Source organism: Snodgrassella alvi wkB2 (assembly GCF_000600005.1).
Lineage (GTDB): Bacteria > Pseudomonadota > Gammaproteobacteria > Burkholderiales > Neisseriaceae > Snodgrassella > Snodgrassella alvi.
Genome location: NZ_CP007446.1, coordinates 1,327,525 through 1,353,615 on the forward strand (window position 1 = coordinate 1,327,525; position 26,091 = coordinate 1,353,615).

Annotated in this window: 26 protein-coding genes; 10 read left to right on the forward strand and 16 right to left on the reverse strand. The window is 39.7% G+C overall.

The window, feature by feature from the left end:
* The first annotated feature begins 21 nt into the window (after positions 1–21).
* Positions 22–1,206 (forward strand): MFS transporter, encoded by a 1,185-nt coding sequence (locus SALWKB2_RS06090; RefSeq protein WP_025330791.1) that lies wholly within the window; start codon positions 22–24, stop codon positions 1,204–1,206.
* Between the two features lie 285 nt (positions 1,207–1,491).
* Entirely contained in the window at positions 1,492–2,133 is a 642-nt protein-coding gene (locus SALWKB2_RS06095; RefSeq protein ID WP_025330792.1) for a hypothetical protein, read from the forward strand.
* 40 nt (positions 2,134–2,173) lie between these two features.
* On the opposite strand, the gene SALWKB2_RS06100 is transcribed toward SALWKB2_RS06095, so the two are convergent.
* Entirely contained in the window at positions 2,174–2,368 is a 195-nt protein-coding gene (locus SALWKB2_RS06100) for a CsbD family protein (RefSeq protein WP_025330793.1), read from the reverse strand.
* A 428-nt stretch (positions 2,369–2,796) separates the two neighbouring features.
* Here SALWKB2_RS06100 and SALWKB2_RS06105 point away from each other — a divergent pair, with 428 nt between their 5' ends.
* The 7 genes from SALWKB2_RS06105 to SALWKB2_RS06135 all read left to right on the forward strand — a co-directional run bounded on the left by SALWKB2_RS06105 (position 2,797) and on the right by SALWKB2_RS06135 (position 10,135).
* Positions 2,797–5,367: an SEL1-like repeat protein gene (locus SALWKB2_RS06105; RefSeq protein WP_025330794.1), complete on the forward strand. Its 2,571-nt coding sequence runs from the start codon at positions 2,797–2,799 to the stop codon at positions 5,365–5,367.
* 171 nt (positions 5,368–5,538) lie between these two features.
* Entirely contained in the window at positions 5,539–6,612 is a 1,074-nt protein-coding gene (gene dusA, locus SALWKB2_RS06110; protein ID WP_025330795.1) for a tRNA dihydrouridine(20/20a) synthase DusA, read from the forward strand.
* Between the two features lie 36 nt (positions 6,613–6,648).
* The gene (locus SALWKB2_RS06115) at positions 6,649–7,443 is read left to right on the forward strand and encodes a thymidylate synthase (RefSeq protein WP_025330796.1); all 795 of its coding nucleotides are present in this window, start codon (positions 6,649–6,651) and stop codon (positions 7,441–7,443) included.
* A gap of 5 nt (positions 7,444–7,448) precedes the next feature.
* Positions 7,449–7,949: a dihydrofolate reductase gene (locus SALWKB2_RS06120; RefSeq protein WP_025330797.1), complete on the forward strand. Its 501-nt coding sequence runs from the start codon at positions 7,449–7,451 to the stop codon at positions 7,947–7,949.
* Positions 7,950–8,238: 289 nt separating this feature from the next.
* Complete coding sequence (tpx, locus tag SALWKB2_RS06125) at positions 8,239–8,736, forward strand: thiol peroxidase (RefSeq protein ID WP_025330798.1); 498 nt, start codon at positions 8,239–8,241, stop codon at positions 8,734–8,736.
* Positions 8,737–8,865: 129 nt separating this feature from the next.
* Positions 8,866–9,543, forward strand: a complete 678-nt coding sequence (locus SALWKB2_RS06130) for an epoxyqueuosine reductase QueH (protein WP_025330799.1) — start codon at positions 8,866–8,868, stop codon at positions 9,541–9,543.
* Between the two features lie 259 nt (positions 9,544–9,802).
* Positions 9,803–10,135: an SMR family transporter gene (locus tag SALWKB2_RS06135; RefSeq protein WP_025330800.1), complete on the forward strand. Its 333-nt coding sequence runs from the start codon at positions 9,803–9,805 to the stop codon at positions 10,133–10,135.
* Between the two features lie 50 nt (positions 10,136–10,185).
* Here the strand turns inward: SALWKB2_RS06135 and hfq are convergent, their stop codons facing one another.
* The 15 genes from hfq to SALWKB2_RS06210 form a co-directional block, all read right to left on the reverse strand.
* The gene (gene hfq, locus SALWKB2_RS06140) at positions 10,186–10,434 is read right to left on the reverse strand and encodes an RNA chaperone Hfq (RefSeq protein ID WP_025330801.1); all 249 of its coding nucleotides are present in this window, start codon (positions 10,432–10,434) and stop codon (positions 10,186–10,188) included.
* A gap of 85 nt (positions 10,435–10,519) precedes the next feature.
* The gene (gene der, locus SALWKB2_RS06145; RefSeq protein ID WP_025330802.1) at positions 10,520–11,971 is read right to left on the reverse strand and encodes a ribosome biogenesis GTPase Der; all 1,452 of its coding nucleotides are present in this window, start codon (positions 11,969–11,971) and stop codon (positions 10,520–10,522) included.
* A 135-nt stretch (positions 11,972–12,106) separates the two neighbouring features.
* Complete coding sequence (locus tag SALWKB2_RS06150) at positions 12,107–12,733, reverse strand: YfgM family protein (RefSeq protein ID WP_025330803.1); 627 nt, start codon at positions 12,731–12,733, stop codon at positions 12,107–12,109.
* Positions 12,733–14,025, reverse strand: a complete 1,293-nt coding sequence (hisS, locus tag SALWKB2_RS06155) for a histidine--tRNA ligase (protein ID WP_025330804.1) — start codon at positions 14,023–14,025, stop codon at positions 12,733–12,735. The genes SALWKB2_RS06150 and hisS overlap by 1 nt, the downstream gene beginning before the upstream one ends.
* Positions 14,026–14,091: 66 nt before the next feature.
* Positions 14,092–15,360, reverse strand: coding sequence for a flavodoxin-dependent (E)-4-hydroxy-3-methylbut-2-enyl-diphosphate synthase (gene ispG, locus SALWKB2_RS06160; protein WP_025330805.1), 1,269 nt, complete (start codon positions 15,358–15,360; stop codon positions 14,092–14,094).
* Between the two features lies 1 nt (position 15,361).
* Entirely contained in the window at positions 15,362–16,252 is an 891-nt protein-coding gene (locus SALWKB2_RS06165) for a RodZ domain-containing protein (RefSeq protein ID WP_025330806.1), read from the reverse strand.
* Entirely contained in the window at positions 16,252–17,016 is a 765-nt protein-coding gene (gene pilW, locus SALWKB2_RS06170; protein WP_025330807.1) for a type IV pilus biogenesis/stability protein PilW, read from the reverse strand. The genes SALWKB2_RS06165 and pilW overlap by 1 nt, the downstream gene beginning before the upstream one ends.
* A 4-nt stretch (positions 17,017–17,020) precedes the next feature.
* Positions 17,021–18,103 (reverse strand): 23S rRNA (adenine(2503)-C(2))-methyltransferase RlmN, encoded by a 1,083-nt coding sequence (rlmN, locus tag SALWKB2_RS06175; RefSeq protein WP_025330808.1) that lies wholly within the window; start codon positions 18,101–18,103, stop codon positions 17,021–17,023.
* 99 nt (positions 18,104–18,202) lie between these two features.
* Complete coding sequence (locus SALWKB2_RS06180) at positions 18,203–18,964, reverse strand: hypothetical protein (protein WP_025330809.1); 762 nt, start codon at positions 18,962–18,964, stop codon at positions 18,203–18,205.
* Between the two features lie 78 nt (positions 18,965–19,042).
* Positions 19,043–19,468 (reverse strand): nucleoside-diphosphate kinase, encoded by a 426-nt coding sequence (ndk, locus tag SALWKB2_RS06185; protein ID WP_025330810.1) that lies wholly within the window; start codon positions 19,466–19,468, stop codon positions 19,043–19,045.
* Between the two features lie 88 nt (positions 19,469–19,556).
* Positions 19,557–20,717 carry a cell division protein ZapE gene (gene zapE, locus SALWKB2_RS06190; RefSeq protein WP_025330811.1) on the reverse strand — a complete coding sequence of 387 codons (1,161 nt, stop codon included), beginning with the start codon at positions 20,715–20,717 and terminating at the stop codon, positions 19,557–19,559.
* Positions 20,718–20,864: 147 nt separating this feature from the next.
* A complete protein-coding gene (locus tag SALWKB2_RS06195) occupies positions 20,865–21,182 on the reverse strand; it encodes an integration host factor subunit beta (RefSeq protein WP_037395076.1) in 318 nt (105 codons plus the stop codon).
* Between the two features lie 6 nt (positions 21,183–21,188).
* Positions 21,189–22,874, reverse strand: a complete 1,686-nt coding sequence (rpsA, locus tag SALWKB2_RS06200) for a 30S ribosomal protein S1 (RefSeq protein ID WP_025330813.1) — start codon at positions 22,872–22,874, stop codon at positions 21,189–21,191.
* Positions 22,875–23,098: 224 nt separating this feature from the next.
* Positions 23,099–23,773, reverse strand: a complete 675-nt coding sequence (gene cmk / locus SALWKB2_RS06205; protein WP_025330814.1) for a (d)CMP kinase — start codon at positions 23,771–23,773, stop codon at positions 23,099–23,101.
* 173 nt (positions 23,774–23,946) lie between these two features.
* Positions 23,947–24,564, reverse strand: a complete 618-nt coding sequence (locus SALWKB2_RS06210) for a hypothetical protein (protein WP_025330815.1) — start codon at positions 24,562–24,564, stop codon at positions 23,947–23,949.
* Between the two features lie 193 nt (positions 24,565–24,757).
* Between SALWKB2_RS06210 and aroA the strand changes: the two genes are divergently transcribed.
* On the forward strand, positions 24,758–26,071 hold the full coding sequence (gene aroA / locus SALWKB2_RS06215) for a 3-phosphoshikimate 1-carboxyvinyltransferase (protein WP_038648882.1): 1,314 nt from the start codon (positions 24,758–24,760) through the stop codon (positions 26,069–26,071).
* The last annotated feature ends 20 nt before the right edge of the window (positions 26,072–26,091 follow it).

The window sequence follows — 26,091 nt, forward strand, 5'->3', positions numbered from 1 at the left end:
TGCAAAAGAGGAAATGATTTAGTGAATAATTCAGAAAATAAGACACAATGGCGTAACTGGATGGCTGTTTGCATGCTTGCAATAGCGTCATTTATTGTGGTGAGTACCGAACTGGCACCGATTGGTATGTTATCCGCTATAGCCTCATCTATGGGACAAAACAGCGGTACTACCGGTTTGGTTGTTACTCTGTATGCATGGCTGGGAGCTGTTTCTGCTCTTGTTTCAGTTACCACATTCAGCCATCTGCCTCGTAAACCAGTAGTAATTGTATTAATGTTGCTGATGGCTGCATCGAATGGTATTGCAGCTATTAGTGAACATTTTTCTTTACTTTTAATCGCTCGTTTGTGCGGTGCAGCTGCGCATGGTGCATTCTGGGCGATGGCGGGCACTATGGGGGCGCAACTGGTATCAGACAAATATACCGGCAGAGCCACAGCAATTATATTCAGCGGTGTTTCAATAGCCAGTATACTCGGTGTTCCCCTTATTAACTGGATTAGCAGCACCATTGGCTGGCGTTTATCATTTTTATTACTGAGCGTATTAGCCATAATGACCGCAATTATTCTGGCTTTTACCCTGCCGGCTGTATCCGGTACTTCCCGAATGGGGAGAAAACAATTTTCAGCAGTTCTTCAGATTAAGCAGTTACGCCAAGTTTATCTGATTGCTACTGCTGCCATCATCGCCCATTTTGCTGCTTTTACCTATATTGAAGTATTTATGGCCGCAGAAATGGCTATTTCTGCCAACTGGATTGCGGTTTGTCTGTTTGTATTCGGTATAGCCGGTGTAGCTGGTAATCTGTTATGTGGTCTGTTTATAGACAGATATCTGAAAAATATACTTGGTGCAGGCTTAGTACTGATTTGTGGCAGTCTGATTCTACTGAGTGCAATCTTGTCACATAATCCAATCATACTGATGGTATTGGTGTTTGCGTGGGGTTTGGGTGTAGCCATATTATTTGTTGGTATTCAGGCATGGGTAATCAGGCTGGCAGGAAGTGATAACGCTTTACCCGCCTCTGCTATTTATGCAGCTATTTTTAATGGAGCCGTAGGCATTGGGGCGATTATCGGAGCGGGAATTATTGATTTCGGCAATATGAAAATGCTTTATTTAATTGCCTCTTTGATCAATTTATTCAGCCTGTTACAATTACTAATCAGCAAAACGATGCATAAGTCGGCTCAGTGAAACCAATATATGTACTTATACATTTTTATATCTAATGCCGCCAATTCAGAAGAATTTAAACTGTAGCCAGTTTGTCTGATTTAAAAGAAATATAAATTCAAATCAAAGGCCGCTGAAATAAGCGGCCTTATGCACATTTTTCAGAATTAATCCTGAAACTTTTTCTTGATTGCAGATATTTCAGATTTTTATAATCACTCATTATATAAATTTAAATATCCACTAATAAAAATAGTTTATCCTTTTTACGGATAAGTAAATACCAATATAAAGGAAATTTGTAATATGGATATCTTATCAGTGCTCAAAATTATCCCTAAGAGCTTTATTCAAGAGTTTTTCAATGATCAATTCATCCCTTCAGAAGAAGATATGATAAAAATTTCAAAGTATTTAATAGAAAAAAGAAAAGAGTTAAAAAATAAAAATGCTAGTATTATGGAACAAAAACTTACACTATTTACAATACCCTATTTAAAATACCTTGAGCTAAGCCAAATAGATAATTGGCAACAAAAGTATTGTGAAGATATTAATTTATTATTTGATCTATATATTGCACAAGGTAGCTGGCATAAAGGTATAAGAAGAATTATATGGAATGAAAGCGAATTAACTTATTACTATTTTAATTCACTTTCGATCAATGACAAAACAAATACTCAAAAGGAAGTATTATCAGCCAATAAATGGCCTTCTTACCTTTTTTGGAGTTCATTCATAATATCAATATTAATAGGACTAATTCTTTTTATCTTTAATAATTTTTTTGAAAAAATTGTAATTTATTTTTTAATGGTACCATTTATATTAACAACATTTCTTTGTGCACTGATAAAGTATAGAGATACTGTTGTTGTATCTGCTACAAACCGAATCATAAATAAATATCCTGATTTAATTCGAACAACTAAGGATAATTCCTAAATAAAACCGCTCGTAGGAGCGGTTTTATTTAGTTTACAAATTAATCCTGAAATTTTTTCTTGATTGAATCTACTGCGCCATCTATAGCATTAGCCACATCATGCACAGCTTCTTTCACACCGCCAACGGCCTTATCAACCATTCCTTCAGACTGTGTTTTAGTATCACCCACTACTTTACCCACGTTCTGTTTTACTTCGCCTTTGGCTTTATCTACAAATCCGTTATCGCTCATAACCATCTCCATTCTGTATGTCTACTGCAAGCAACAGTATTCAATTAAACACAAGTAAATTCTTATCCTTCAAGAATTTATCTTAGAGAGACAATTAGCGGTAAGCAATGGAAAACGCCAATTTTTGCAGCTAATTACATATAAAAATAATTAATTGGCAAATCATGTAGTTAATTAACTCAATATCAATTTATTTATAATTTTCTTTATCTATCAATAAAAATCCATCTGGCTAAATATACAGCTGGAGATAATTATGAATTTTATGATATTAAGTTTAATTTTTGTTATTATTAGTTAAATTGTAAATTAATAAATTTGTTCCTTTTTCGACAAAGTTAAAAATTTCATTATATTTGATTACTATCAGGCAGTATTACTAACAGTATACAAATTAATTGCTTAGCTATAAATAAATAGGACTAGTAATGGAAGAAAAAGATATAGATCAACAAATCGAAGAATTAAATAAAATTACCCGTGAAGATGGTAAGGAAACTTATGCTCAAGCTCAGTTTAATTTAGCATGTATATATCATAAAATAAAACAAGATGATAAGGCTGAAGCCATTCTTTTAAATCTCACCAGAGAAAACAATCCTTATATTTATGCTCGAGCTCAATTGAGTTTAGAAGATATATATAATAATATAAAACAGTATGATAAGGCTGAAACCGTTCTTTTAAATATTACCAGAGAAGACAATCCTGATATTTATGCTCGAGCTCAATTGAGTTTAGGAAATAAATATCATAATATAAAACAAGATGATAAGGCTGTAGCAGTTCTTTTAAATATCACTAGAGAAGACAATCCTAATATTTATGCTCGAGCTCAGTTTAATTTAGGAAATATATATCTTAATATAAAACAATATGATAAGGCTGAAGCTGTTTTTTTAAATATCACTAGAGAAGAGAATCCTGATATTTATGTTCGAGCTCAGTTTAATTTAGGAAATATATATCTTAATATAAAACACAATTATGATAAGGCTGAAACATATTTTTTAAATATTAATAAAGAAGACGATCCCGAAACTTATGCTAGAGCCCAGTATAATTTAGGAGTTAAATATCTTGATATAATACACGATTATGATAAGGCTGAAAAATGTTTTTTAAATATTAATAAAGAAGACGATCCTGAAGCTTATATTAATGCTCAGTTTAATTTAGGATATATATATTTTATTATTAAACACGATTATGGTAGGACTGAAAGATGTTTTTTAAATATCAATAAAGAAGATAATCCAGAAGCTTATGCTAGAGCTCAGTTTAATTTAGGAAATATATATTTTAATTTAAAACACGATTATGATAAGGCAGAAACATATTTTTTAAATATCAATAAAAAAAACCATCCTGAAGCTTATGCTAGAGCCCAGTATAATTTAGGAGTTAAATATCTTGATATAATACACGATTATGATAAGGCTAAAACATATTTTTTAAATATTAATAAAGAAGACCATCCTGAAACTTATGCTAATGCTCAGTTTAGTTTAGGGTATATATATCTTGATATAATACACGATTATGATAAGGCTGAAACATATTTTTTAAATATCAATAAAGAAGACAATCCTGAAGCTTATGCTGATGCTCAGTATAATTTAGGCTGTTGTTATGATATAAAACACAATTATAGTAATGCTAAAGCTTATTATCTCAATGTTTTTGAACAAGATAGTCCTGGTGCGTATGTTCAAGCTAAATTCGAACTAGGCAAAATGTATAGTAGTAAAGCTTTTAAAAATTTTACAGAAGCTCAAAGCTGCTTTTTGGAAGCTGCTAAAACAGCAACTTATTCTAATTGTCATCCATATTATTATATTTGTGCTCAATTTATTTTAAAGTTAATGCAAAGTAATTCCAGTCTAATTTCTAATAAAAAGAAATTTGAAAAGCTTGATGAAACAATCTTTGCTAAAATTAGAAATATATGTAATTTGACTAATGATATTAAAAATATTTTATTTGTTTCTAATGTATTAGAAAATAATAAATGTAGCGAAAAATGGCCAGAACGTCGGGTAGCTCATTATACTAAGCCAAGTGTACTCTTTAATTTGCTTAAAGGTGAAAATCCCAGTAAATTCCGGCTTAATATTGTAGATTTTATGAATGACCCCAGTGAAAATCAGGTATTAACCAGCTGGCTGAATATCAACAATCATCCTGATAATGAAATCAAAAGCTTTTTAGCCAGCTTCTCCTTTAATCATAATTGCCTGAATCAGTTTCGTTTATACGGTAATGAAGATAACATTATTGGCTCCGGTATCAGTATTGCTTTTAATAAAGATTTTTTTGGTCTGAATACTGAACGCAGTATCAATAACGAAATAATCTCATCACATAGCACTAAATCAATTAACCCGTTAGAAAATAAACAAATAAAATTTGAAAGTAATAATAATCTTCACTTTTTGCCTTTATACCGTTGCCTGTATTTTGATCCAGAAACAGGGTATATGGCGTTAGCCAAACGCAATAAACAATCCTTTTATCTGGAAAATAAAAATGAAAAAACACCAGAAATTATTGATAGCGAATGGGATGATTATATTGGTACATTAGATGAATCTGGTAAAATCAGTAAAATTCGTTCCAAATTAAAAGATATACGAAATTTTATTGAAGAACTTTCGAATAATCACGAGTTACAAAAAATCTCCAATCTGCATGAACTACTCAGTCTGGCGGTTTTACCCATTTCCTGCCTGATAAAACATGCTGCTTTTGAAGATGAAGATGAGTGCCGGATGATTTATATTACTCATATCGCAGATGATAATATTGTTGAACCGCAGGATTATCAGTCGGCTAACAGTTTGTATGTCGAATATACGTATGTAGAAGAATATATTGATAATATTTATCTGGGTCCGCAATGCAAAATGCAGCATAAAATATGGCTGCAAAATCATTTTAAAAAGAAACGGCGTGAAAGAGAAATTAAGCTGATTAAATCTGAAATGCCGCTGCGCTGATTCAGGCTAAAACAGCAGAATTGATTAAAATAGCAACTTTACTGCTATTGCTAAACTGGCAGTTCGGTTATCCCATGTATAATCTGCCTGTATCAGAAATTTAACCGACTAAATACCGGCCGGAAATATCCGTTCGGTATTTCTTTGGCGGTGTTAAAAGAGTGCCGGATTATGCAGGAACATAAACAGTTAATTGCCGCAGAATATACAGCAGGGAGTGATGCACATCAACTCCGGCAAAATGCTAAACCGAAAAGAACTTTATCCGTAGCGCCGATGCTGGACTGGACAGACAGGCATTACCGTTATATGGCCAGACTGATTAGCAGAAATGCGTGGCTGTATACGGAGATGATTAATGCTAATGCAATCATCCATAGCAACAGTGACAGATTACTAGCCTATCATCCGCAGGAGCAACCTGTTGCTTTGCAGCTGGGCGGCAGTGAGCCGGCAGTTCTGGCACAGGCTGCTAAAATTGCTGCCGGTTATGACTATGATGAAATTAATCTTAACTGCGGCTGCCCTAGCCCGCGGGTACAGCAAGGTGCTTTTGGTGCCTGCCTGATGCGTGAAGTTGAACTGGTAGCACAATGCTTAAATGCCATGCAGGAAGCGGTTAATATTCCGGTTACGATTAAGCATCGCATCGGTCTGGATAAGGAAACAGCCTATCAGCCTCTGGCTGATTTTGTCGGTACGCTACGTGAAAAAACGGCCTGCCGTATTTTTGTTGTTCATGCACGCAATGCATGGCTGGAAGGGTTATCGCCGAAAGATAACCGTGATATTCCGCCTTTACGTTATGATTATGTTTATCGTCTGAAACAGGAATTTCCTGATCTGGAAATTATTCTTAATGGCGGGGTTACTGATAATGCACAAATTCACAGGCATTTGCAGTATGTTGACGGGGTAATGGTCGGACGTGAGGCTTATCATAATCCGATGCTGATGCGCAGCTGGGATGCTGAATTTTACGCCAGTCACCAGCCGGCTGTTGAATATGAAGACCTGGTTAATCAGTTAATTGACTATGCTCAACGGCAGCTGGCTAATCCGGATATTTCATTGCGCCATATGGCTCGGCACTATCTGGGTCTGATGCATGGTTTACCCGGTGCGCGCCAGTGGCGGAGGATGCTGTCTGATGCTTCGTTATTAAAAAATAACAATGCCAGCCTGATTGCGGAAGCATGGCAGGCGGTAAAAGAAAGTGCCGCAAGCCAGTCTGAGTTGATTTAAGTTACAATTAGGCCGTTTTTATTTGGATAAATCCGCATGCAACAGTATCTTGACTTAATGCAACATGTTTTAGACCGTGGCACAGATAAAGCAGACCGTACCGGCACGGGTACGCGCTCGGTTTTTGGCTATCAGATGCGTTTTAATCTGGCTGATGGCTTTCCTGTGCTGACTACTAAAAAGTTGCATTTACGTTCAATTATTTATGAGTTACTCTGGTTCCTGCGCGGCGATACTAATATCGGCTATTTGCATGAACATAATGTTTCTATCTGGGATGAATGGGCAGATGCTGATGGTAATCTGGGGCCGGTATACGGCTATCAGTGGCGCAGCTGGCCGGCACCGGATGGCCGCCATATCGACCAGATCAGTAATCTGCTGCAACAGATTAAACACAATCCCGACAGCCGCCGCCTGATTGTATCTGCATGGAATCCGGCACTGGTAGATGAGATGGCCTTACCGCCCTGCCATGCTCTGTTTCAGTTTTATGTGGTTGAAGGCAGGCTTTCCTGTCAGCTTTATCAGCGCAGTGCTGATATTTTTCTGGGTGTGCCTTTTAATATTGCCAGCTATGCTCTGCTTACGATGATGATTGCTCAGGTATGTGATTTAGAGCCGGGGGAATTTATTCATACGCTGGGTGATGCTCATTTATATAGTAATCATTTTGAACAGGCTAAACTGCAGTTAAGCCGCACACCGAAAAAATTGCCGCAAATGCATCTGAATCCTGATGTAAAAGATCTATTTTCTTTTCAGTTTGAAGATTTTACGCTTACTGATTATCATCCGGATGCCCACATTAAAGCACCTGTAGCTGTATGAATACTCTGAATAAAATTACGCTGATTGCCGCTCTTTCGGATAATAACTGTATTGGCGAAAATAATCGTATTCCCTGGCATGTGCCCGAAGATTTTGAATTTTTTAAAAGTTACACTATGGGCAAGCCGGTTGTTATGGGACGTAAAACCTGGGAGTCGCTGCCCAGAAAACCGCTTCCAGGCCGCGCCAATTATGTTATCAGCCGGCAGGATGCGCAGACATTCAGCGGAGCAATTTTGTGTCACAGTGTTGAAGAAGCGCTCAGGCAATTAGCCGGTTGCCCTGAAATTATTATTATGGGCGGGGCACAAATTTATACTCAGGCGATGCCTCTGGCTACCGATTTGCGGTTAACCAGAATTCATGTTGATGTTGCCGGAGATACTTTTTTTCCGGCAATTGATACGGATATCTGGCAACAAACTGAAAGCAGCAGCCATGTAAGCAGTAAAAATAATATTGCTTATGATTTACAGCATTATGTACGCCGGTCTGGTGTTGAATAAGCTTTATTACGCAAGCCAGTTTGTATTCAGTCCGATTGCTCTGAAATCAGAGACTGCAATGCAGACTGGCTGATTGATGATGCTGTAAATTTTCTCAGTCGTATTTTCTAAGATTTACGTTTTTGCTGAATTGTCAGAAAAATGTTGGTTTTCTGCGTTTATGCAGGTGCTATATTTGCTGCTATTTACTGCATATAATCAGCATAGATAATCTTTGACAGTTACCTGCCAATCCCCCACAATAAGCCTGCACATTGTTAATCAAATTAAACATCAGAAGGATGCAGTCATGAGTACAGTAACTCTTCAAGGTACCGCTGTTGAAGTCAGTGGTCAGTTTCCAAAAGCAGGCAGTACAGCACCAGCTTTTACGCTGACTGATGCCGGTTTAAATGAATTATCGCTTACCGATTTTGCCGGTAAACGTAAAGTACTGAATATTTTCCCTAGTGTAGATACGGGTGTTTGTGCTGCATCTGTACGCCATTTTAATGCAGCTGCGGCCAATCTTTCTAATACTGTTGTGTTGTGTATTTCTGCCGATTTGCCATTTGCGCAGGCTCGCTTTTGTGGTGCAGAGGGGTTGGATCAGGTAAAAACTCTGTCAACATTCCGTCATCCTGAATTTAAGGAAAACTACGGGGTTAAGCTGAGCAGCGGTGCTTTAGCCGGCTTATGTGCCCGTGCGGTTATTGTGCTGGATGAAAATAATCAGGTTTTATACAGTCAGTTAGTGGCTGAAATTGCGACAGAGCCGGATTACGAGCAGGCATTAGCCGCTCTTTAAAATGGCTTTTTCATACAAGCGTTCAGATATCTGAACGCTTTTTTTCTTTCGGGCTATGTCGTTGCGCTGGCAGCTTTGTTAAAATCTACTGATAAAGATATTTAACTAGAATAACAGGAAATCACATCAATGAACCCACAAAAACTGACTACCGATATACAGCGCCCGAAATTAACTCCTCCCAACGGGGAAAATAAAGTATTGCTTCACTCTTGCTGTGCGCCCTGCTCAGGTGAGGTTATGGAAGCAATGCTGGCCTCTGGTATTGATTATACGATTTACTTCTATAATCCTAATATTCACCCGAAAAAAGAATATGAAATCCGTAAGGATGAAAATAAGGCATTTGCGGAAAAATTCAATATTCCTTTTATTGATGCTGATTATGATATGGACAACTGGTTTGAACGCGCTAAAGGGATGGAGTTTGAACCGGAACGCGGCATTCGCTGCACTATGTGTTTTGATATGCGCTTTGAACGCACAGCATTGTATGCATATGAAAATGGTTTTTCGGTTATTACCAGCTCATTGGGTATTTCCCGCTGGAAAAATATGCAGCAAATAAACGATTGCGGCAAACGTGCAGCAGAAAAATATCCTAATCTTGTTTACTGGGACTATAATTGGCGTAAAGGCGGCGGCAGCCAGCGTATGATTGAGATTAGTAAGCGTGAGCAGTTTTATCAGCAGGAATATTGTGGCTGTGCTTATTCTTTACGTGACAGCAATGCCTGGCGGCGTGAGCATGGCAGAGAAAGCATTAAAATTGGTACGAAATTTTATGGTACTGAAGAAAAGGCTTAAGTATTTTTGCTAATCATTGGTTGTATTTTGAGTCACTTCATCAGTATTACTCTCTAAAAACGGATTCAGACTTGAATCCGTTTTTATATGGGAAAGTGTTCAGGTTAAATTTTCAGGAATGGCTTTATTTTCATTCAAGCTGATATTGAAATTTTTTGTTGAACATTATGTAAAACTCGATAAATTTGTACTCAGTTTATATCAACCATACGTAATATAACTGCACAAGGAAACTAATGCAGTAACGAGAAGGATAAACATGAATCAATGGATTTTTCTTTCCATCGCTATACTGGCTGAGATATTTGCAACCAGTATGCTTAAGCTGAGTAATGGTTTTACCCGGCTGATGCCCAGTATTTGCTCTGTTCTGGGCTATATTATTTCGTTTTATTCGCTTGCACAAACTCTGAAAACTATGCCTGTAGGCATTGCTTATGCAGTTTGGTCCGGTGTGGGCATTGTTTGTGTATCAATCATAGCCTGGATCAAATTCGGACAAAAGCTGGATATGCCGGCAATTATTGGCATCGGTCTGGTACTGGCGGGTGTTATTGTGATTAATCTGTTTTCCAAATCGATGACTCATTAGCAAAAAACCGTGGAAATCCACGGTTTTTTTGCTAATGCAGTATGACTGTATTATTCTGCTGATGCAGGTTTCGGTTCATGCTGCAAGCTTACTGCACGAGCAGGCACAATTGTGGAAATCGCATGTTTGTATACCATTTGTGTTACTGAAGTATTACGTAAAAGTACAACATACTGGTCAAATGATTCCACCTGACCCTGTAGTTTAATACCGTTTACCAGATAAATTGAAACTGGCACATACTCTTTTCGCAGTGCATTCAAGAAAGGATCTTGTAACATTTGTCCTTTGGCGCTCATTTGGCTACTCCTGTTTTTTTGATTATGTTATCGCTTAGCTGCACCTGCGTACAGCGATTTAGAAAGCAGTGTCAATGCTATCACATTAATGGGCATTTGTTTTCTTTGAACTGACTTTATTTTTACGCTTTACCTGCTTTTTCGATTGTTTTATCTGTTCTCGCTTGGCAATTCGGTTACTTAATTTGACACGACGCAATGGCTGCGCCGGTTTGCTGTCATTTTCCTGATATGGATTTTCGTTTACATTATATTGAATACGTAAAGGTGTCCCCTGTAAATGAAATGCTTTGCGAAATGTTTGTGTCAGATATCGGGTATAAGCATCACTGATATGCTGTAAGGCATTACCATGTATGACTATAACTGGCGGATTCATGCCGCCCTGATGAGCATAACGCATTTTAGGGCGAATTAAGCCGGCGCGCGGAGGCTGTTGTCGTTCCAGTGCACTTTGTAATACGCGGGTAATTTTCGGGGTAGGCAGTTTAATCATTGCAGCATCATAGGCGGCCTGAATTGAGCTGAAGAGCCCGTCAATTCCTTTTTCTTTCAATGCCGAAATATAATGAAATTTGGCAAAATCAAGAAAATACAGTTTACGTGCTATATCACGTTTAACCTGTTGCTTGCGCTCTTCGCTTATTCCGTCCCATTTATTTACTGCAACAACTAAAGCACGCCCGGCTTCCAACGCAAAGCCTGCAATAGTTGCATCCTGATCGGCTATATCCTGTTGTGCATCGAGTACCAGTACAGCTACGTTAGCCGCTTCGATAGCCTGCATTGCTTTAATAACGGAAAACTTCTCAATAGCGTCATCTACTTTGCCACGACGACGTACTCCGGCAGTATCGATAATGGTAAAAGGTTTGTCGTTGCGCTCGAAATCAATGTGAATTGAGTCACGTGTGGTACCGGCCATGTCAAAAGCAATAACCCGCTCCTCACCCAGAATTGCGTTAACCAAAGTTGATTTGCCTACATTTGGCCGACCAATAACTGCAAAAACCGGATGATGGCTGTTTACCGGTTCCTCTTCTTCGGGAAAGTCTTCCAGTACGGTTTCTATCAGTCCATACACGCCGTCACCATGCGCCCCTGAAATAACGATAGGCTCTCCTAGACTTAATTCATAAAACTCTGCTGCCAGAATTGGTCTGTTAGCGCCCTCACCTTTATTCACTGCCAGATATACAGGCCGGGAACTCTGGCGCAAATGGTTGGCAATAATCTGATCCTGTGGTGTCAGACCGGTACGTCCATCTACCAGAAAGATAACTGCATCCGCCTCATCTACGGCTTGCAAAGTATGGCGAGCCATTTCATATAAGATACCGCTATCTACTACCGGCTCAAAACCACCGGTATCAACAACCAGATAAGGTTTACTTCCCACTCTGCCGTGCCCGTAATGCCGGTCGCGGGTTAGGCCGGGTAAATCGGCAACCAGTGCATCACGTGTACGAGTCAGGCGGTTAAATAATGTTGATTTGCCTACATTCGGGCGACCAACCAGAACAATCGTTGGTTTCATATTCATTCTTTCAGATAATTTCTATTGCTTTAAAACAGCAATAGCCTGCCAGCGGCAAGCTTTTCAGTACAACTGATAAACCTGAAATTCCTGCCAGTTTTTCGGGCCGGAATTTCAGGTTTTATTAAGCATTGATTAACTCAAACTGCTTATTTTCATTTGGATGACTTCGCGTTGTACTGAATCTTTTGATAATAAATTCAAAGCTTGCTGGTAGGCAGCAACGGCTTCAGTATTTTTCTTCTGTGCCTGTAAAACATCACCTTTGGTTTCAAGCAGAACCGGCTTTAATTCATTGGTTACTTTTACATCCAGCGCCTGTAATGCTTCATTGTATTTACCTTGCTGTAAATATACGGTAGCCAGCCGTTGCGCAATGATTGTTTGCAATAAGTCATCATGCTGTCTGGCTTTAACCCATTGCAAATGGCGGATGGCTTCATCATATTTACCATCATCAAATGCTGAACCGGCCATCATCAGTGTAGCCTGAGTTGCATTCATGGTATCAGGATATTTTTCCTGTAATTGTACAAGTGCTTTTTTACTCTCAGTCAAATTATTGGCACTAGCCTGAGAAATAAATGTATCAAATACTTCTGCTGCTTTTTCATTATTACTGCGTAAATGACTTTGATACAGCACATAACCCAGATATGCCAATGACAATATAACCAGTATAGCAAAAATCCAGCGTCCCCAGCGTTGCCAGAAATATTTGAAATTTGCAACTTCCTGTTCATCCTGAATATGTACAACCATTATGCATTCTTCCATTGTTGGATCAACTGTAAAGCTGCTTCGGCAGCAACAGTCTGTTGTTCATGAGAACTCAAATTCTTAAGCGTTAAGGTATTGTTTAATTGCTCTTCCTGAGCAACGATTACTGCTATTGCAGCACCACTGGCATCAGCTTTTTTCAATTGGGCTTTCAGACTCTGATCACCACAGTGTAAATAAACATTCAAACCTGCTGCCCGTAATAATGCGGCATGCTGCATGGCAATCAGACTGCTTCCTTCTCCCTGATGCATGATATATACATCAGGCACATTGTTAATATGCAGTTTGCCAAATTCCTGTACAAGCAGTAATAGACGTTCAATACCCAATGCAAAGCCAATAGCCGGCGCTGGTTTACCGCCAAGCTCTTCAATCAGCCCGTTGTAACGACCACCACCGCATACAGTTGCCTGTGCGCCAAGTTTAGTTGTCGTCCATTCAAATACGGTCAGATTATAGTAATCCAGACCGCGAACCAGACGCGGGTTTTCTACATATGTGATACCCAGCCCGTCCAGCATATTTTTTAAAGTATTATAGTGTGCAAGTGATTCTGCGCCCAGATAATCTATAAGACGTGGCGCAGCATTCGCCATTGCCTGTAAATCGGGATTTTTGGTATCCAGCACACGCAACGGATTAGTATGCATACGACGCCGGCTATCCTCATCCAGAATGGCTTCATGCTGTTGTAAATAAGCAATTAGTGCAGTACGGTGAGCAGTACGCTCCTGCTGATTACCCAGAGTATTTAATTCAAGTGTGAGGTATTCCCGAATACCCAGCCGTTCCCAGAGATTAGCAGTCATGGCAATCAGCTCGGCATCTACATCAGGGCCGTTAAATCCTAATGCTTCAACACCAACTTGATGAAACTGACGATACCGCCCTTTTTGTGGGCGCTCCCGTCTGAACATCGGCCCCATATACCATAATTTTTGCGGACTATTATAAAGTAAGTTGTGCTCCACAACTGCACGCAGACAGGAGGCTGTACCTTCCGGCCGCAGGCTCAGGCTGAGTTTGTCGTTGGAATCGGCAAATGTATACATTTCTTTGCCCACAACATCGGTTTCTTCACCTATTGAACGTACAAACAAACCAGTTTGCTCAACAACCGGTGTACGAATCTGGTTGTAACCAAAACTGCGTGTCCATGCGACCACTACGTCTTCAAACGCCTGCCAGAGTGCAGATGTCAGTTTAAAATCTTTCTGCTCTACTGGCAGTAAATCATTCATGCCCTTAACGGCCTGGATTTTCTGACCCATATTAATTAATTTGTATATCCCTATTAAACTATATTAGCTGCTGACAGCTATAACAGTATATTTATCTTATAAAGCCGTAATCGGAATCACTTTCGCTGTTTCCCGCTTTTTACCCTGCTCACCATAATTGGTCTGAATATATTCTTCTACTAAGGCCAGAAACTCTTCAGCCATATGTTCGCCTTTTAAGGTGGTTTTGCGCTCGCCATCCACATATACAGGAGCAACAGGTGTTTCACCCGTACCGGGCAAAGATATGCCAATGTCGGCGAGTTTACTTTCACCAGGCCCGTTAACAACACAACCCATAACCGCTACATTGAGATTTTCAACACCCGGATATTGCAGCCGCCATACTGGCATTTTTTCACGCAAATACTGCTGAATATCCCGCGCTAGTTCCTGAAACACGGTACTGGTTGTACGTCCGCATCCGGGACACGCTGTTACCAGCGGCGTAAAAGAACGCAATCCCATAGTTTGCAGGATTTCCTGAGCAACCACTACTTCCTGTGTCCGTGCACTTCCCGGCTCAGGAGTAAGCGATACTCTAATGGTATCACCTATACCCTGTTGCAATAAAATAGCCAAAGCCGCAGTAGACGCTACGATACCTTTACTCCCCATTCCTGCTTCGGTTAAACCAAGATGCAGCGGATACATACAACGGGAAGCAAGGTTATGATAAACCTCTATTAAATCCTGTACATTAGATACTTTACAAGACAATATAATCCGGTCAGCCGGTAAACCAAGACTTTCTGCCTTTTGCGCAGATTCCAGTGCAGAAACAATCAATGCTTCTTTCATAACTGATTCTGCAGGCTGAGGAGTTGCTAAAGCCAGATTATTGTCCATCATGCGCTTTGCAAGAGCCTGATCCAGCGAGCCCCAGTTTACTCCGATGCGAACAGCTTTATTGTGCTCTGCTGCTGTATGAATCATGAAAGCAAATTTTTCATCGCCCTTCACCCCTTTACCCACATTACCCGGGTTAATCCGGTATTTTGAAAGTGCTGTTGCACAATCCGGATAATCTTTAAGCAGGCGATCGCCATTAAAATGAAAATCACCAACTAAGGGGACATTACAGCCCATGTCATTCAGACGCTGGCGAATTTCAGATACTCTGGCCGCCGCCTGAGGTGAGTTAACTGTAATCCGAACCAGTTCGGAACCGGCATCTGCCAGTGCTTTTACCTGAATGGCTGTTTGTTCCGCATCAGCAGTATCAGTGTTAGTCATAGACTGTACTCTGACGGGTGCTTCAGATCCGATAACTACATGATCAATTTTTACCTGATGGGTTTTCCTTCGTACTCCAGCCAAGGTCATTTCAATTTCCACCTACCGTCATTGCTGCGGTTCTTTTCTTGTTTTGTTCAATAGCGATATCTTTTCCGGCAAACCGGATACTGGCACCAGGGGTATAACCAAGTATTACTTTGTACGGAGCAGCCCCGCTAAACTGATGTGTACTACCGGCATCTACCACCTGACTGATGAGCACCTTGCCATTTTTATCACTTACCTGCAACCAACTTCTGTTTTCAAGTTTTATTACCAGTGTATCTGAAGCTGATACAGCAGGCTGAGAAACCTGCGTATCTGTAGTATTGCTTGTACTAGCAGACTGACTGGCGGCAGTAACTTCGGTAACAGGCTGGGAACCGGTGTGTTCATTGTCCGTCATCGGTACAACACGAATATTGCTGGCAGCGATATCACTAATAGAAGCTGTTTGCACAGATACTTCCTGACCGGCCGTAGCAGTTTGTCTGGCATTTTCAGAGGTAGATTTAGTCTGCCATGCATATACCACTGCACTAATTAAAATTACTACTAATACAACAATCAGCCAGCGTGGAAAATGACGACGCTGCGGCTTACCTTTGAAATCAAGATCTGCAGAAACGACTTTATTGCTGTCTGAAGTTGACAAGTGACTGGCAGCAGGAAAAATCTGCTGAAAATATTGCTTCAGTTCTTTTTCATCTACTTCGAGCAAACGGGCATATGAGCTTAAAAAGCCTTTGATGAATACAGCTTCTGGCAAACCTTTATAGCTACCGCTTTCCATTGCCTCAATTTGCCGTGCCGGCAGTTTTAAACGTTCGGCAACTTCACCTACAGACAGTCCTTTCTGTTTTCGTGCCTGTGAAAGTAATGTTCCCAGAGTAACTGCTGCATTTGGGCTGGACTCGGGGTTTTTGGTTTGCTCATTCATCAGAATTTTCCTGTAGAAACCTGCTCTAACTCAGCAGAATAAGGGAAATTATTACGCAGTTGTGCTTCATATTCGTAAGCGGCCTGCATATTACCCAAAGATCTTGCAATTCTCCACCCCAATAATAAATCATCAGCAGATAAGTTATTTATCTGACTCTGATACTGCTTAAACAGATAATTGGCATCCGAAGCATTACCTGCCAGCAAATTATTACGAGCCATTTCTTTCTTTGCAGCAATAAAATTCGGATTAGCTGCCAAAGATCGTTCAAAATAGCTGTTAGCCAGCTGATACTGCCCCATTCGGCTACTGCAAATACCTTTATTGAACTGGGCAATTTCCGGTGTAGGATAAGTCGGATCAGCCAAAGCTTTATCAAAATAAGCTAATGATGCATTCGGCTTTTTCAAAACATCACACACAAACCAGCCATAGTTATTATTTACTTCTGCACTATCTGATGCTAATGACAAAGCACGCTGAAAACTCTCTTCTGCTTTTGCCGGTTCTTTTAAATACTGCCATATCTGAGCGCGTATCAACCATGCATCAAGTGAACTACTATTATTTTTTATCGCTTCATCAATTGCTTCAACAGCCTGACGGTAATTTTGATTTTTCAAATACTCTACCGCCAGCTGAGTTTTAATCTGTGCTACCTCTCTGGCTCGCTGTGCCGCTGTCGGTTTTTTGTTCATAGTCTCAGTAGCACAGGCTGATAATACCAGTGCACATAATAGAGTTAACCCCAATTTTTTCATCGAATCATCCCTGTACAAGTTGCCACTTTTGTTGTCGCTGCGTTTTATCTTTTACTTTTCCCGCAAGCTGACCACATGCTGCATCAATATCATCACCACGGGTTTTTCTGACTGTTACTACAAAACCTGCTTCCTGCAAAATTTCACGAAATACACGGATACGTTCATTTGTTGAACGCTCAAACCCCGAATTGGTAAACGGATTAAACGGTATCAGATTAAATTTACACGGCACATCTTTAACCAGAGCGATTAATTCACGCGCATGTTCGGGAGCATCATTAATACCTTTCAGCATAATATACTCAAAGGTAATAAAATCACGCGGTGCTTTTACCAGATAACGCTGACATGCAGCCATTAACTGGTTAAGCGGATATTTCTTATTCAATGGAATGAGTTTATCACGCACCTGATCATTAGAAGCATGCAGTGAAATAGCTAATGCTACAGGCATAACTTCTTTCAGGCGATCCATCTGGGGTACCATACCAGAGGTTGATACAGTTACACGACGACGTGATAAACCATAGCCGTGGTCATCCAGCATGATACTTAATGCTGTCACCACATTATCAAAATTGGCTAATGGCTCGCCCATTCCCATCATAACCACATTGGAAATTACTCTTTCATCCTTAGGCGTAACACCAAGGGCTTTGTTAGCCCACCATAACTGCCCGATAATCTCTGCTGTGGTCAGATTGCGGTTAAAACCCTGTCTGCCGGTAGAGCAAAACATGCATTCCAATGCACAGCCTATTTGCGAAGAAATACATAACGTACCCCGGGTATCTTCCGGTATAAAAACCGTTTCCACACCATTACCAGTACCAACATCAAGCAACCATTTGCATGTACCATCAGCTGATTTTTGCTCAATCAGTAAATCCGGTACTTTTACTTCCGCATTATCCAGTAATTTATGACGCAAAGATTTAGCCAGATCAGTCATATCTGTAAAATCGGCTATTCCGCCTAAGTGCATCCAGCGCATCACTTGTCTGGCGCGAAAAGGCTTCTCTCCCATTTGAGCAAAATGGGCAGTTAAACCGGGTAAGTCAAAATTTAGCAAATTGGTCTTCATCAGGGTAATACATTAAGTAAGCAATAAATAGTAATAACTGGTTTTCAGTCATTCTATTATGCTGATAATACAACTTTATTCAACAATCTATACAATTCTTTAATTTTTACCAGACAGATAATGCCATATTTTTTTCAGTGGTTTTTCCGTTTTCTTTTTCTGAACAATGACATTAAATAAACGACGATAGTGGTTTGGAGGACAAGTCAAAACTTCAGTAGCATGCCATCCGTCGGAAGTATTTTTAAATAAAAAACTGCTGTTATCGCGGATATCAAAACCTTCTACCGTTTCAAAATCACTGATATCAGGATTCGTTTTATCTGTTTTTTTACCGCCAAGAGCTAAAATGGAACCGCCCCATTCAATTTCCCAGTCGGCTGAAGTATTGAAATAAAAAATGTGTGTACCGATTTTATCAAGACTATCACAGTGCGGTGAAACTTCAGAACCAGTTTCACCTACATGCCATGCATAACGAATAGTATATTCATCAAGATTTAAATAACGATTTAAAAACTCCAGATAAGGCTCCGATGTTTGTACCTCACGTACAAATTCCTGCCATACATTCGGCAACTGCTCAATTTTGGTTACGCCAAGTCCGGACTGATCATTTTTATGATAGATAGATTTTTCAAATGCCAGATAGTATCGATTATGAGGCCGCTGCCCGCTTTTTCCGCGCGGTCTGTTCACATGCTTTTCAAATAGATCCAGACTGGGAAAATTGTTATACAATTCATTAAATGCTTCGGGTAGTAATATTTCCTTAAATAAATGATTTGGAAATGGTTTAGTTTCATTAAACTTCTGAACCGGAAGCGATTTCAAAACAGATAAATTAAAAAAATCAGACACTTTATTTCTCCTACTTGTATTTATACAAATTAGTCCACCTGTACAGGTGGACTAAGTTCAGTAAATTTATTTACAGTATTAACGAGCACATAGCTCATCGGCTGCAAAAAAATATGCAATTTCAATAGCTGCATTTTCAAGGCTGTCTGAGCCATGAACAGCATTGGCATCAATTGAATCAGCGAAATCAGCACGAATTGTGCCTGCAGCGGCTTCTTTAGGGTTAGTTGCACCCATTAATTCTCGATTTTTGGCGACTGCATTTTCACCTTCCAGCACCTGAATCATCACTGGTCCGCTAATCATAAAACTTACCAGATCTGCAAAAAACGGACGTTCCTTATGAACAGCATAAAAACCTTCAGCCTCAGCTTGAGACAAATGTTTCATTTTAGCAGCAACAATTTTCAGCCCGTTATTTTCAAAACGGCTGTAAATCTGTCCGATAACGTTTTTAGCAACTGCATCAGGTTTAACAATAGATAATGTGCGCTCGATAGTCATATTTGTTTCCATAAATATTGAATATACTAATTTTTTGCCGCAAAATTGTTTCAAAAAACATATCTTGTCATTTTAACAAAATTCAGTCTTATTTAATATCTTTTCCTATACTTGCATTTTCACTATCAAGTGTTAAATGAGGTAAAGTTAAATATTCTTCTGAACGCATTTCTGTAAGACGGCTGGCTGTACGAGTAAACTCGTTGGCGAAATCGCCGTCTGTATAGATATCGTCTATAGCGACCTCGCAACTGGCACATAGCTTAATACGATAATCATATAAAACATCAATTAACCAGGTAAGCCGCCGTGCTTCAGCCATCTGACCAGATCCCATTTTGGGTATGTCTGACAAAATTAATACGCGAAATTTTTTTGCCAGTTCCAGATAATCATTTTGTGAGCGCGGACCACAGCATAATGTATTGAAGTCGAACCAGATTGTTGTATCAGAAATTGCTTTGTACGGTAATTTACGCCCAAGTATTTCAATTTCTCCGCCAGTAATTTCCTGTTCACCATTAATTTTGTGAAATAACTCTGTTAATTTTTGTTCACTGCTTGCATCTGCTGGTATATAGAATATATCTGCCGGCTTTAATGTTCGCATTCGATAATCTTCACCGCCATCTACATTTAAAATAGTCAGCTCTTTTTCAATTAGTGCAATAGTAGGCAAAAAACTGGAACGATTCTGACCTTGCGGATAAAGCTCAGACGGAGCGTAATTGGACGTAGCCACCATAACCACACCCTGCTCAAATAAGCCCTCAAGTAATCTTCCCAAGATCATAGCATCAGCGATATCACTGACATGAAATTCATCAAAACACAACACTCTTACTTCACGAGCAATATCCTGTGCGACTGCACTTAATGGATTAGTCTGACTATGATGATCTTTTAATCGTTCCTGTACTTCTGCCATAAAAGCATGGAAATGTACCCTGCGTTTGCGCCGATATGGTAAACATCCAAAAAAAACATCCATTAAAAAACTTTTGCCACGCCCGACTCCGCCATACATATACAAACCTTTTGGTGCGCGCGGCGAACGCAGACTACGACCGAGAAAGCGGTTTCGTTTACGTTTAAACATCATCAACTCTGTCCAGAGTCTGTCCAGTTGTTTAATTGCACGTAACTGAGCTGCATCATGTATGAATCCGGGTTGCTGTTCTGCAGCCTGATACCAAGTAAGAGGACTTTGATTATTAAATTCGGGAGCAACAAAGACTGATGTGGCCATATAATTGATTTCTTCTAGATGTCAGAATTGTATTTAGCAAAAGTTAAAAGACGTAACCTTAGCACACCTACTTAACATCCGACCACCATAAAATAAAAATACGCCGCAGAAACTGCGGCGTTAACGTCTATCTAAAATAAAACAGAATTATTTATCTTTAGATACGAGAGCTTTGTCAACACGTTCACGTAATTCCTTACCAGGTTTGAAGTGCGGTACATATTTTTCCGGTACTGACACCTTTTCACCTGTTTTAGGATTACGTCCAACACGAGCTGGACGGTGATTTAAATCAAAGCTACCAAATCCACGAATTTCAATTCGCTGACCTTTAGCTAAAGCTCGAGTCATCGTATCAACAAGAATCTTAATACTTTGCTCAACGTCCTTAGCATTTAATACAGTACTATCATTATTAGCAGTATATAATTCCGCCAGGCGAATCATTAATTCCGACTTCGTCATAACCGCTTATTCGCTTTCACCAGATAATTTAGCTTTTAACAAATCACCCAGGCTGGTAGTACCGGCTGAAGCATTGTTGTTAGTAGACAACGAACGCATAGCAGCACTGCTTTCCTGAGCATCCTTAGCTTTAATAGACAGATTGATATTGCGATTTTTCCGATCTACCGTAGTAATCACAGCTTCAACATCATCGCCTTCTTTCAGGACATTGCGAATATCCTCAACACGATCATTTGAAACTTCTGATGCGCGCAGATAGCCTTCAACATCATCAGCCAATGCGATAACAGCACCTTTAGCATCCAGTGATTTCACTTTACCGGTTACGATGCTGCCTTTGTCATTTACGCTGACATAGTTGCTGAACGGATCGCCAGCCAGCTGTTTTACACCCAAAGAAATACGTTCTTTGTCAACATCAATGGCCAGAACTACAGCTTCAACTTCTTCACCTTTCTTGAACTGACGTACAGCTTCTTCGCCACCGTCAGTCCATGACAGATCAGAAAGATGAACCAGACCATCGATACCGCCAGGCAAGCCGACAAATACACCAAAGTCAGTAATGGATTTCACAACGCCTTTGATTTTATCGCCTTTTTCATGGTTGGATTCGAATTCCTGCCATGGGTTAGCCTGACATTGTTTCATACCCAGAGAGATGCGGCGACGATCTTCATCAATTTCAAGAATCATCACTTCTACTTCATCACCCATCTGAACTACTTTGCTTGGATGAACATTCTTATTAGTCCAGTCCATTTCAGAAACATGTACCAGACCTTCGATGCCCTGCTCGATTTCCACAAATGCACCATAATCAGTCAGATTGGTAACTTTACCAAACAGACGGGTACCCTGCGGATAACGACGGGCCAGACCATTCCACGGATCTTCACCCAGCTGTTTCAGGCCCAGAGAAACGCGGCTGCGTTCCTGATCAAACTTCAATACTTTAGCTTCAACTTCCTGACCAACTTCCAGCACTTCGCTTGGATGTTTAACACGGCGCCATGCCAGATCAGTAATATGCAGCAGACCGTCGATACCACCCAGATCAACGAAAGCACCGTAATCGGTAATGTTTTTCACAATACCTTTCACTACTGAACCTTCTTTCAGGTTTTCCAGTAAGGCTTTGCGTTCTTCACCAAGAGTTTCTTCCAGAACAGCACGGCGTGAAACCACAACATTGTTACGGCGTTTATCCAGTTTGATTACTTTGAATTCAATTTCCTTGCCTTCAAAGTGAGAGGTATCTTTAACCGGACGTACATCAACCAGCGAACCGGGCAGGAATGCACGGATGCTGTTAATCATCACAGTCAGACCGCCTTTGACTTTACCATTAATCACGCCAGACAGAATTTCACCATTTTCCATGGCTTCTTCCAGCTTGATCCAGTCAGCAGCACGTTTGGCTTTTTCACGTGACAGCTTGGTTTCACCAAAACCGTTTTCCACAGATTCAATAGTTACGGTGACAAAATCGCCAACCTTAACTTCAATCTCGCCCGCTGCATTTTTGAACTCGCTCACATCAATCAGAGATTCTGACTTCAGACCGGCATTCACAGTGACGAAATTATTGTCTATGGCAACAACTTCTGCGGTGATGACTTCGCCGGGATTCATCTCTTGCAAGGTGAAACTTTCTTCCAGCAACTGGGCAAAATTTTCCATAGTCATATATTTATGTTCTCAAACAGGTATCGTCAGGGGATACAAAAGTTAGTTAATCAAAACCGGCACACCCTGACTGTGCCAGTCAAATCATATAATTACTGCCGGCATCTATCACAAGCCTGTCAGTATAAAAACATGTAAAACAATTATTTAGTACAAAATTCAAACATTTTCAAATGTTGAAATGCTAAGAATGTTAGTACAAAAAGTTTAATTATAACCTAATTTTAGATTTTTCGATACCAATCAAGTACTTTTTTCACACTTTCTTCAATATTAAGAGAGGAAGTGTCTAAAATTTTTGCATCACTGACTGGCTTAAGCGGTGCTACAGTACGCTGACGATCCGCCTGATCACGTTTTTCAATATCAGTAAGAATTTGCACAAAATCCGGACCATCAACAGCCAGACCTAACTGCAAAGCCCGCCGCTGCGCCCGTACTTGTGCACTGGCTGTAAGAAATATTTTGAGTTCGGCTTGTGGAAAAACAACAGAAGCCATATCTCTTCCGTCAGCAACCAGTCCTCTTGGAGTTAAAAAATCTCGCTGACGTTGTAACAATGCAGTCCGTACTTCAGGCAGTGCCGCAATAGCAGATGCACCCATGCCAATACTTTCTGTCCGTATAGCTGAAGTTACATCCTTATCATTCAGAATAATCGAATCATTCTTGAAAACTACCGGAAGTTCTTGTGCAAGAGCAGCCACTTCATGTTCGTTATGCCAGCTTATATCCTGTTGCTGGGCATATAGTGCAGTTAACCGATAAAGCGCCCCTGAATCCAGATAATCTCTGGACAAAATAGCTGCCACCCGTGCTGCTACCGTTCCTTTTCCAGATGCACTGGGACCATCAATTGCAATTACTTTTAATCGCGGTTCTGATTGTATTGCAACCATATTAGTACCTTTTAACAAGCTCTTTTCAGCCTTATAGATTGTTCTAAATTATATTTATATATCATAAAATTCGTTTTAAACACAAACTGATATCATTTATATCAAAAACTAATGAGCCATCAGACTGGTTAGCAAACTCTGATGGCTCAATTTTTATCTGAATCAATGAAATATTACACCTTAATCTGCTTTAAAGATCTTTTCATCTGCATAATTGTTCGCCATTGCAATACTGCAGAGACAGTAAATAATGCAAGCATAAACGGACATTCATACAATTCTTCAAGCATATCATCATAAACCGGATTTAACAAAATAAACTGTGCAATCCAGCGACCACGTTCAATTGCATCAGCCAGCAGAAAGCCGGCTGCAGCCAAAAGGAAATTCCATACAGGAAATGGTTGGTGGTAATAATACTGGATTCCTGCACGTAGCCGCGGCCACAGCAACATTAAAATCAGACCTAAAATCAGTACAGCAGCAATTCCATGATATACAGCATGAGAATATCCAGAAAAAGTTTGCCTGCCCCAGTTCTGATCACGACCCAGCAATACCAGCCACCATAATGATGCCCAGAGCCAGAATGCTTTTTCTTTTCCTTTTAAACCACTGCATAAAGTTGAAAGTAAAGTAAATAAAAAACAAAATAGCAGAAAAATGGTTTGTGTATTTTCTACATAGGATACCCAGTCAGGATTGATATGTAATTGCTGAACAAAAGGAACAGCCAGTATCATTAATAACCAAACTGTACTGGGTTTAGACCAGCGCCAATCAAAATTCATATTTATACTTACTAAATTAATATATTAATATATTTGCTATTATAACCAATATTACTGCTGCTCAGCTAAATTATACTCCTTCATGGTTCCCGATTTTATGTATATTTATCCTGTTTGCGATTGATATGCATATCCCACAGTACAATTAACTGATAAACTTTCAATCAAATACCTCAAATTTACCAATTTATACATGAAGACCTTGCATTTAAAAGCCTGTACCTGTCATCCTGCCAGTATTAATCTGCCCGGTTCCAAAAGTATTAGCAACCGCACCTTACTCCTTGCTGCATTGGCAGATAATGTCAGTGAAATTTATGATTTACTTGATTCAGATGACACCCGCTATATGCTGGAAGCACTGAAAACACTTGGCGTTAGAATTGAACATCTTCCCGTAGACAGTACTAACTCTGGTTTAAATATCAGAATATATGGATGTCAGGGTAACTTTCCTAAACAGAAAGCCGATTTATTTCTTGGTAATGCAGGTACTGCATTCAGACCATTAACAGCAGTACTGGCGATAACAGGCGGTGAATATTATTTACATGGTGTAAATCGTATGCATGAACGTCCTATCGGCGATTTGGTTAATGCATTGCGAATGACAGGCGCCGAGATTGAGTATAAAGGACAAAATGGCTTTCCGCCATTACAAATTCATGAAATCCGGCAACAGAATACTGATCATATTAGTGTTAAAGGTAGTGTTTCCAGCCAGTTTTTAACTGCATTACTCATTGCTCTACCATTAACAGGTAAAAAGTATACTATCGAAGTTACAGGTGAATTAATTTCTAAACCTTATATCGCAATTACTCTGAATCTGCTCAAACAGTTTGGAGTAGACGTTGAACATGATCATTATCAGACATTCAGACTGAATGCAGGACAACGTTACCATGCTCCGGCTCAAATTTATGTGGAAGGAGATGCATCCAGTGCTTCCTACTTTCTTGCTGCCGGCTTAATTTCAGGAAAACCTATTCGTGTCAATGGCATAGACAATCAAAGTATTCAAGGTGATGTAGCATTTGTGCAAGAGCTTGAAAAAATCGGAGCAACTGTACACTGGGGTAAACAATTTATTGAAATATCCCGTGCCCCACATCAGAACATTCTGCCTTTTGATATTGATGCTAATAATATCCCTGACGCAGCTATGACACTGGCTATCGTCGCTCTTGCCAGCAAAAGTACCTGTCATATTCGCAATATTGCCAGCTGGCGTGTTAAAGAAACTGATCGAATCAATGCCATGGCTTGTGAATTACGTAAATTAGGTGCCACAGTATTAGAGACTGAAGACAGCATCAGCATTACACCACCGGTAAAATTACATTCAGATATTCATATTAGCACTTATGATGACCACAGAATGGCCATGTGTTTTTCACTTATTAGCTTACTTGGCACGCCTGTCTATATTGATGATCCGCAATGTGTCAATAAGACCTTTCCTGAATATTTTCAGGTTTTTACCAGCATGTGCACATCTGTTTAAAATCATAACTTTACTTAGTC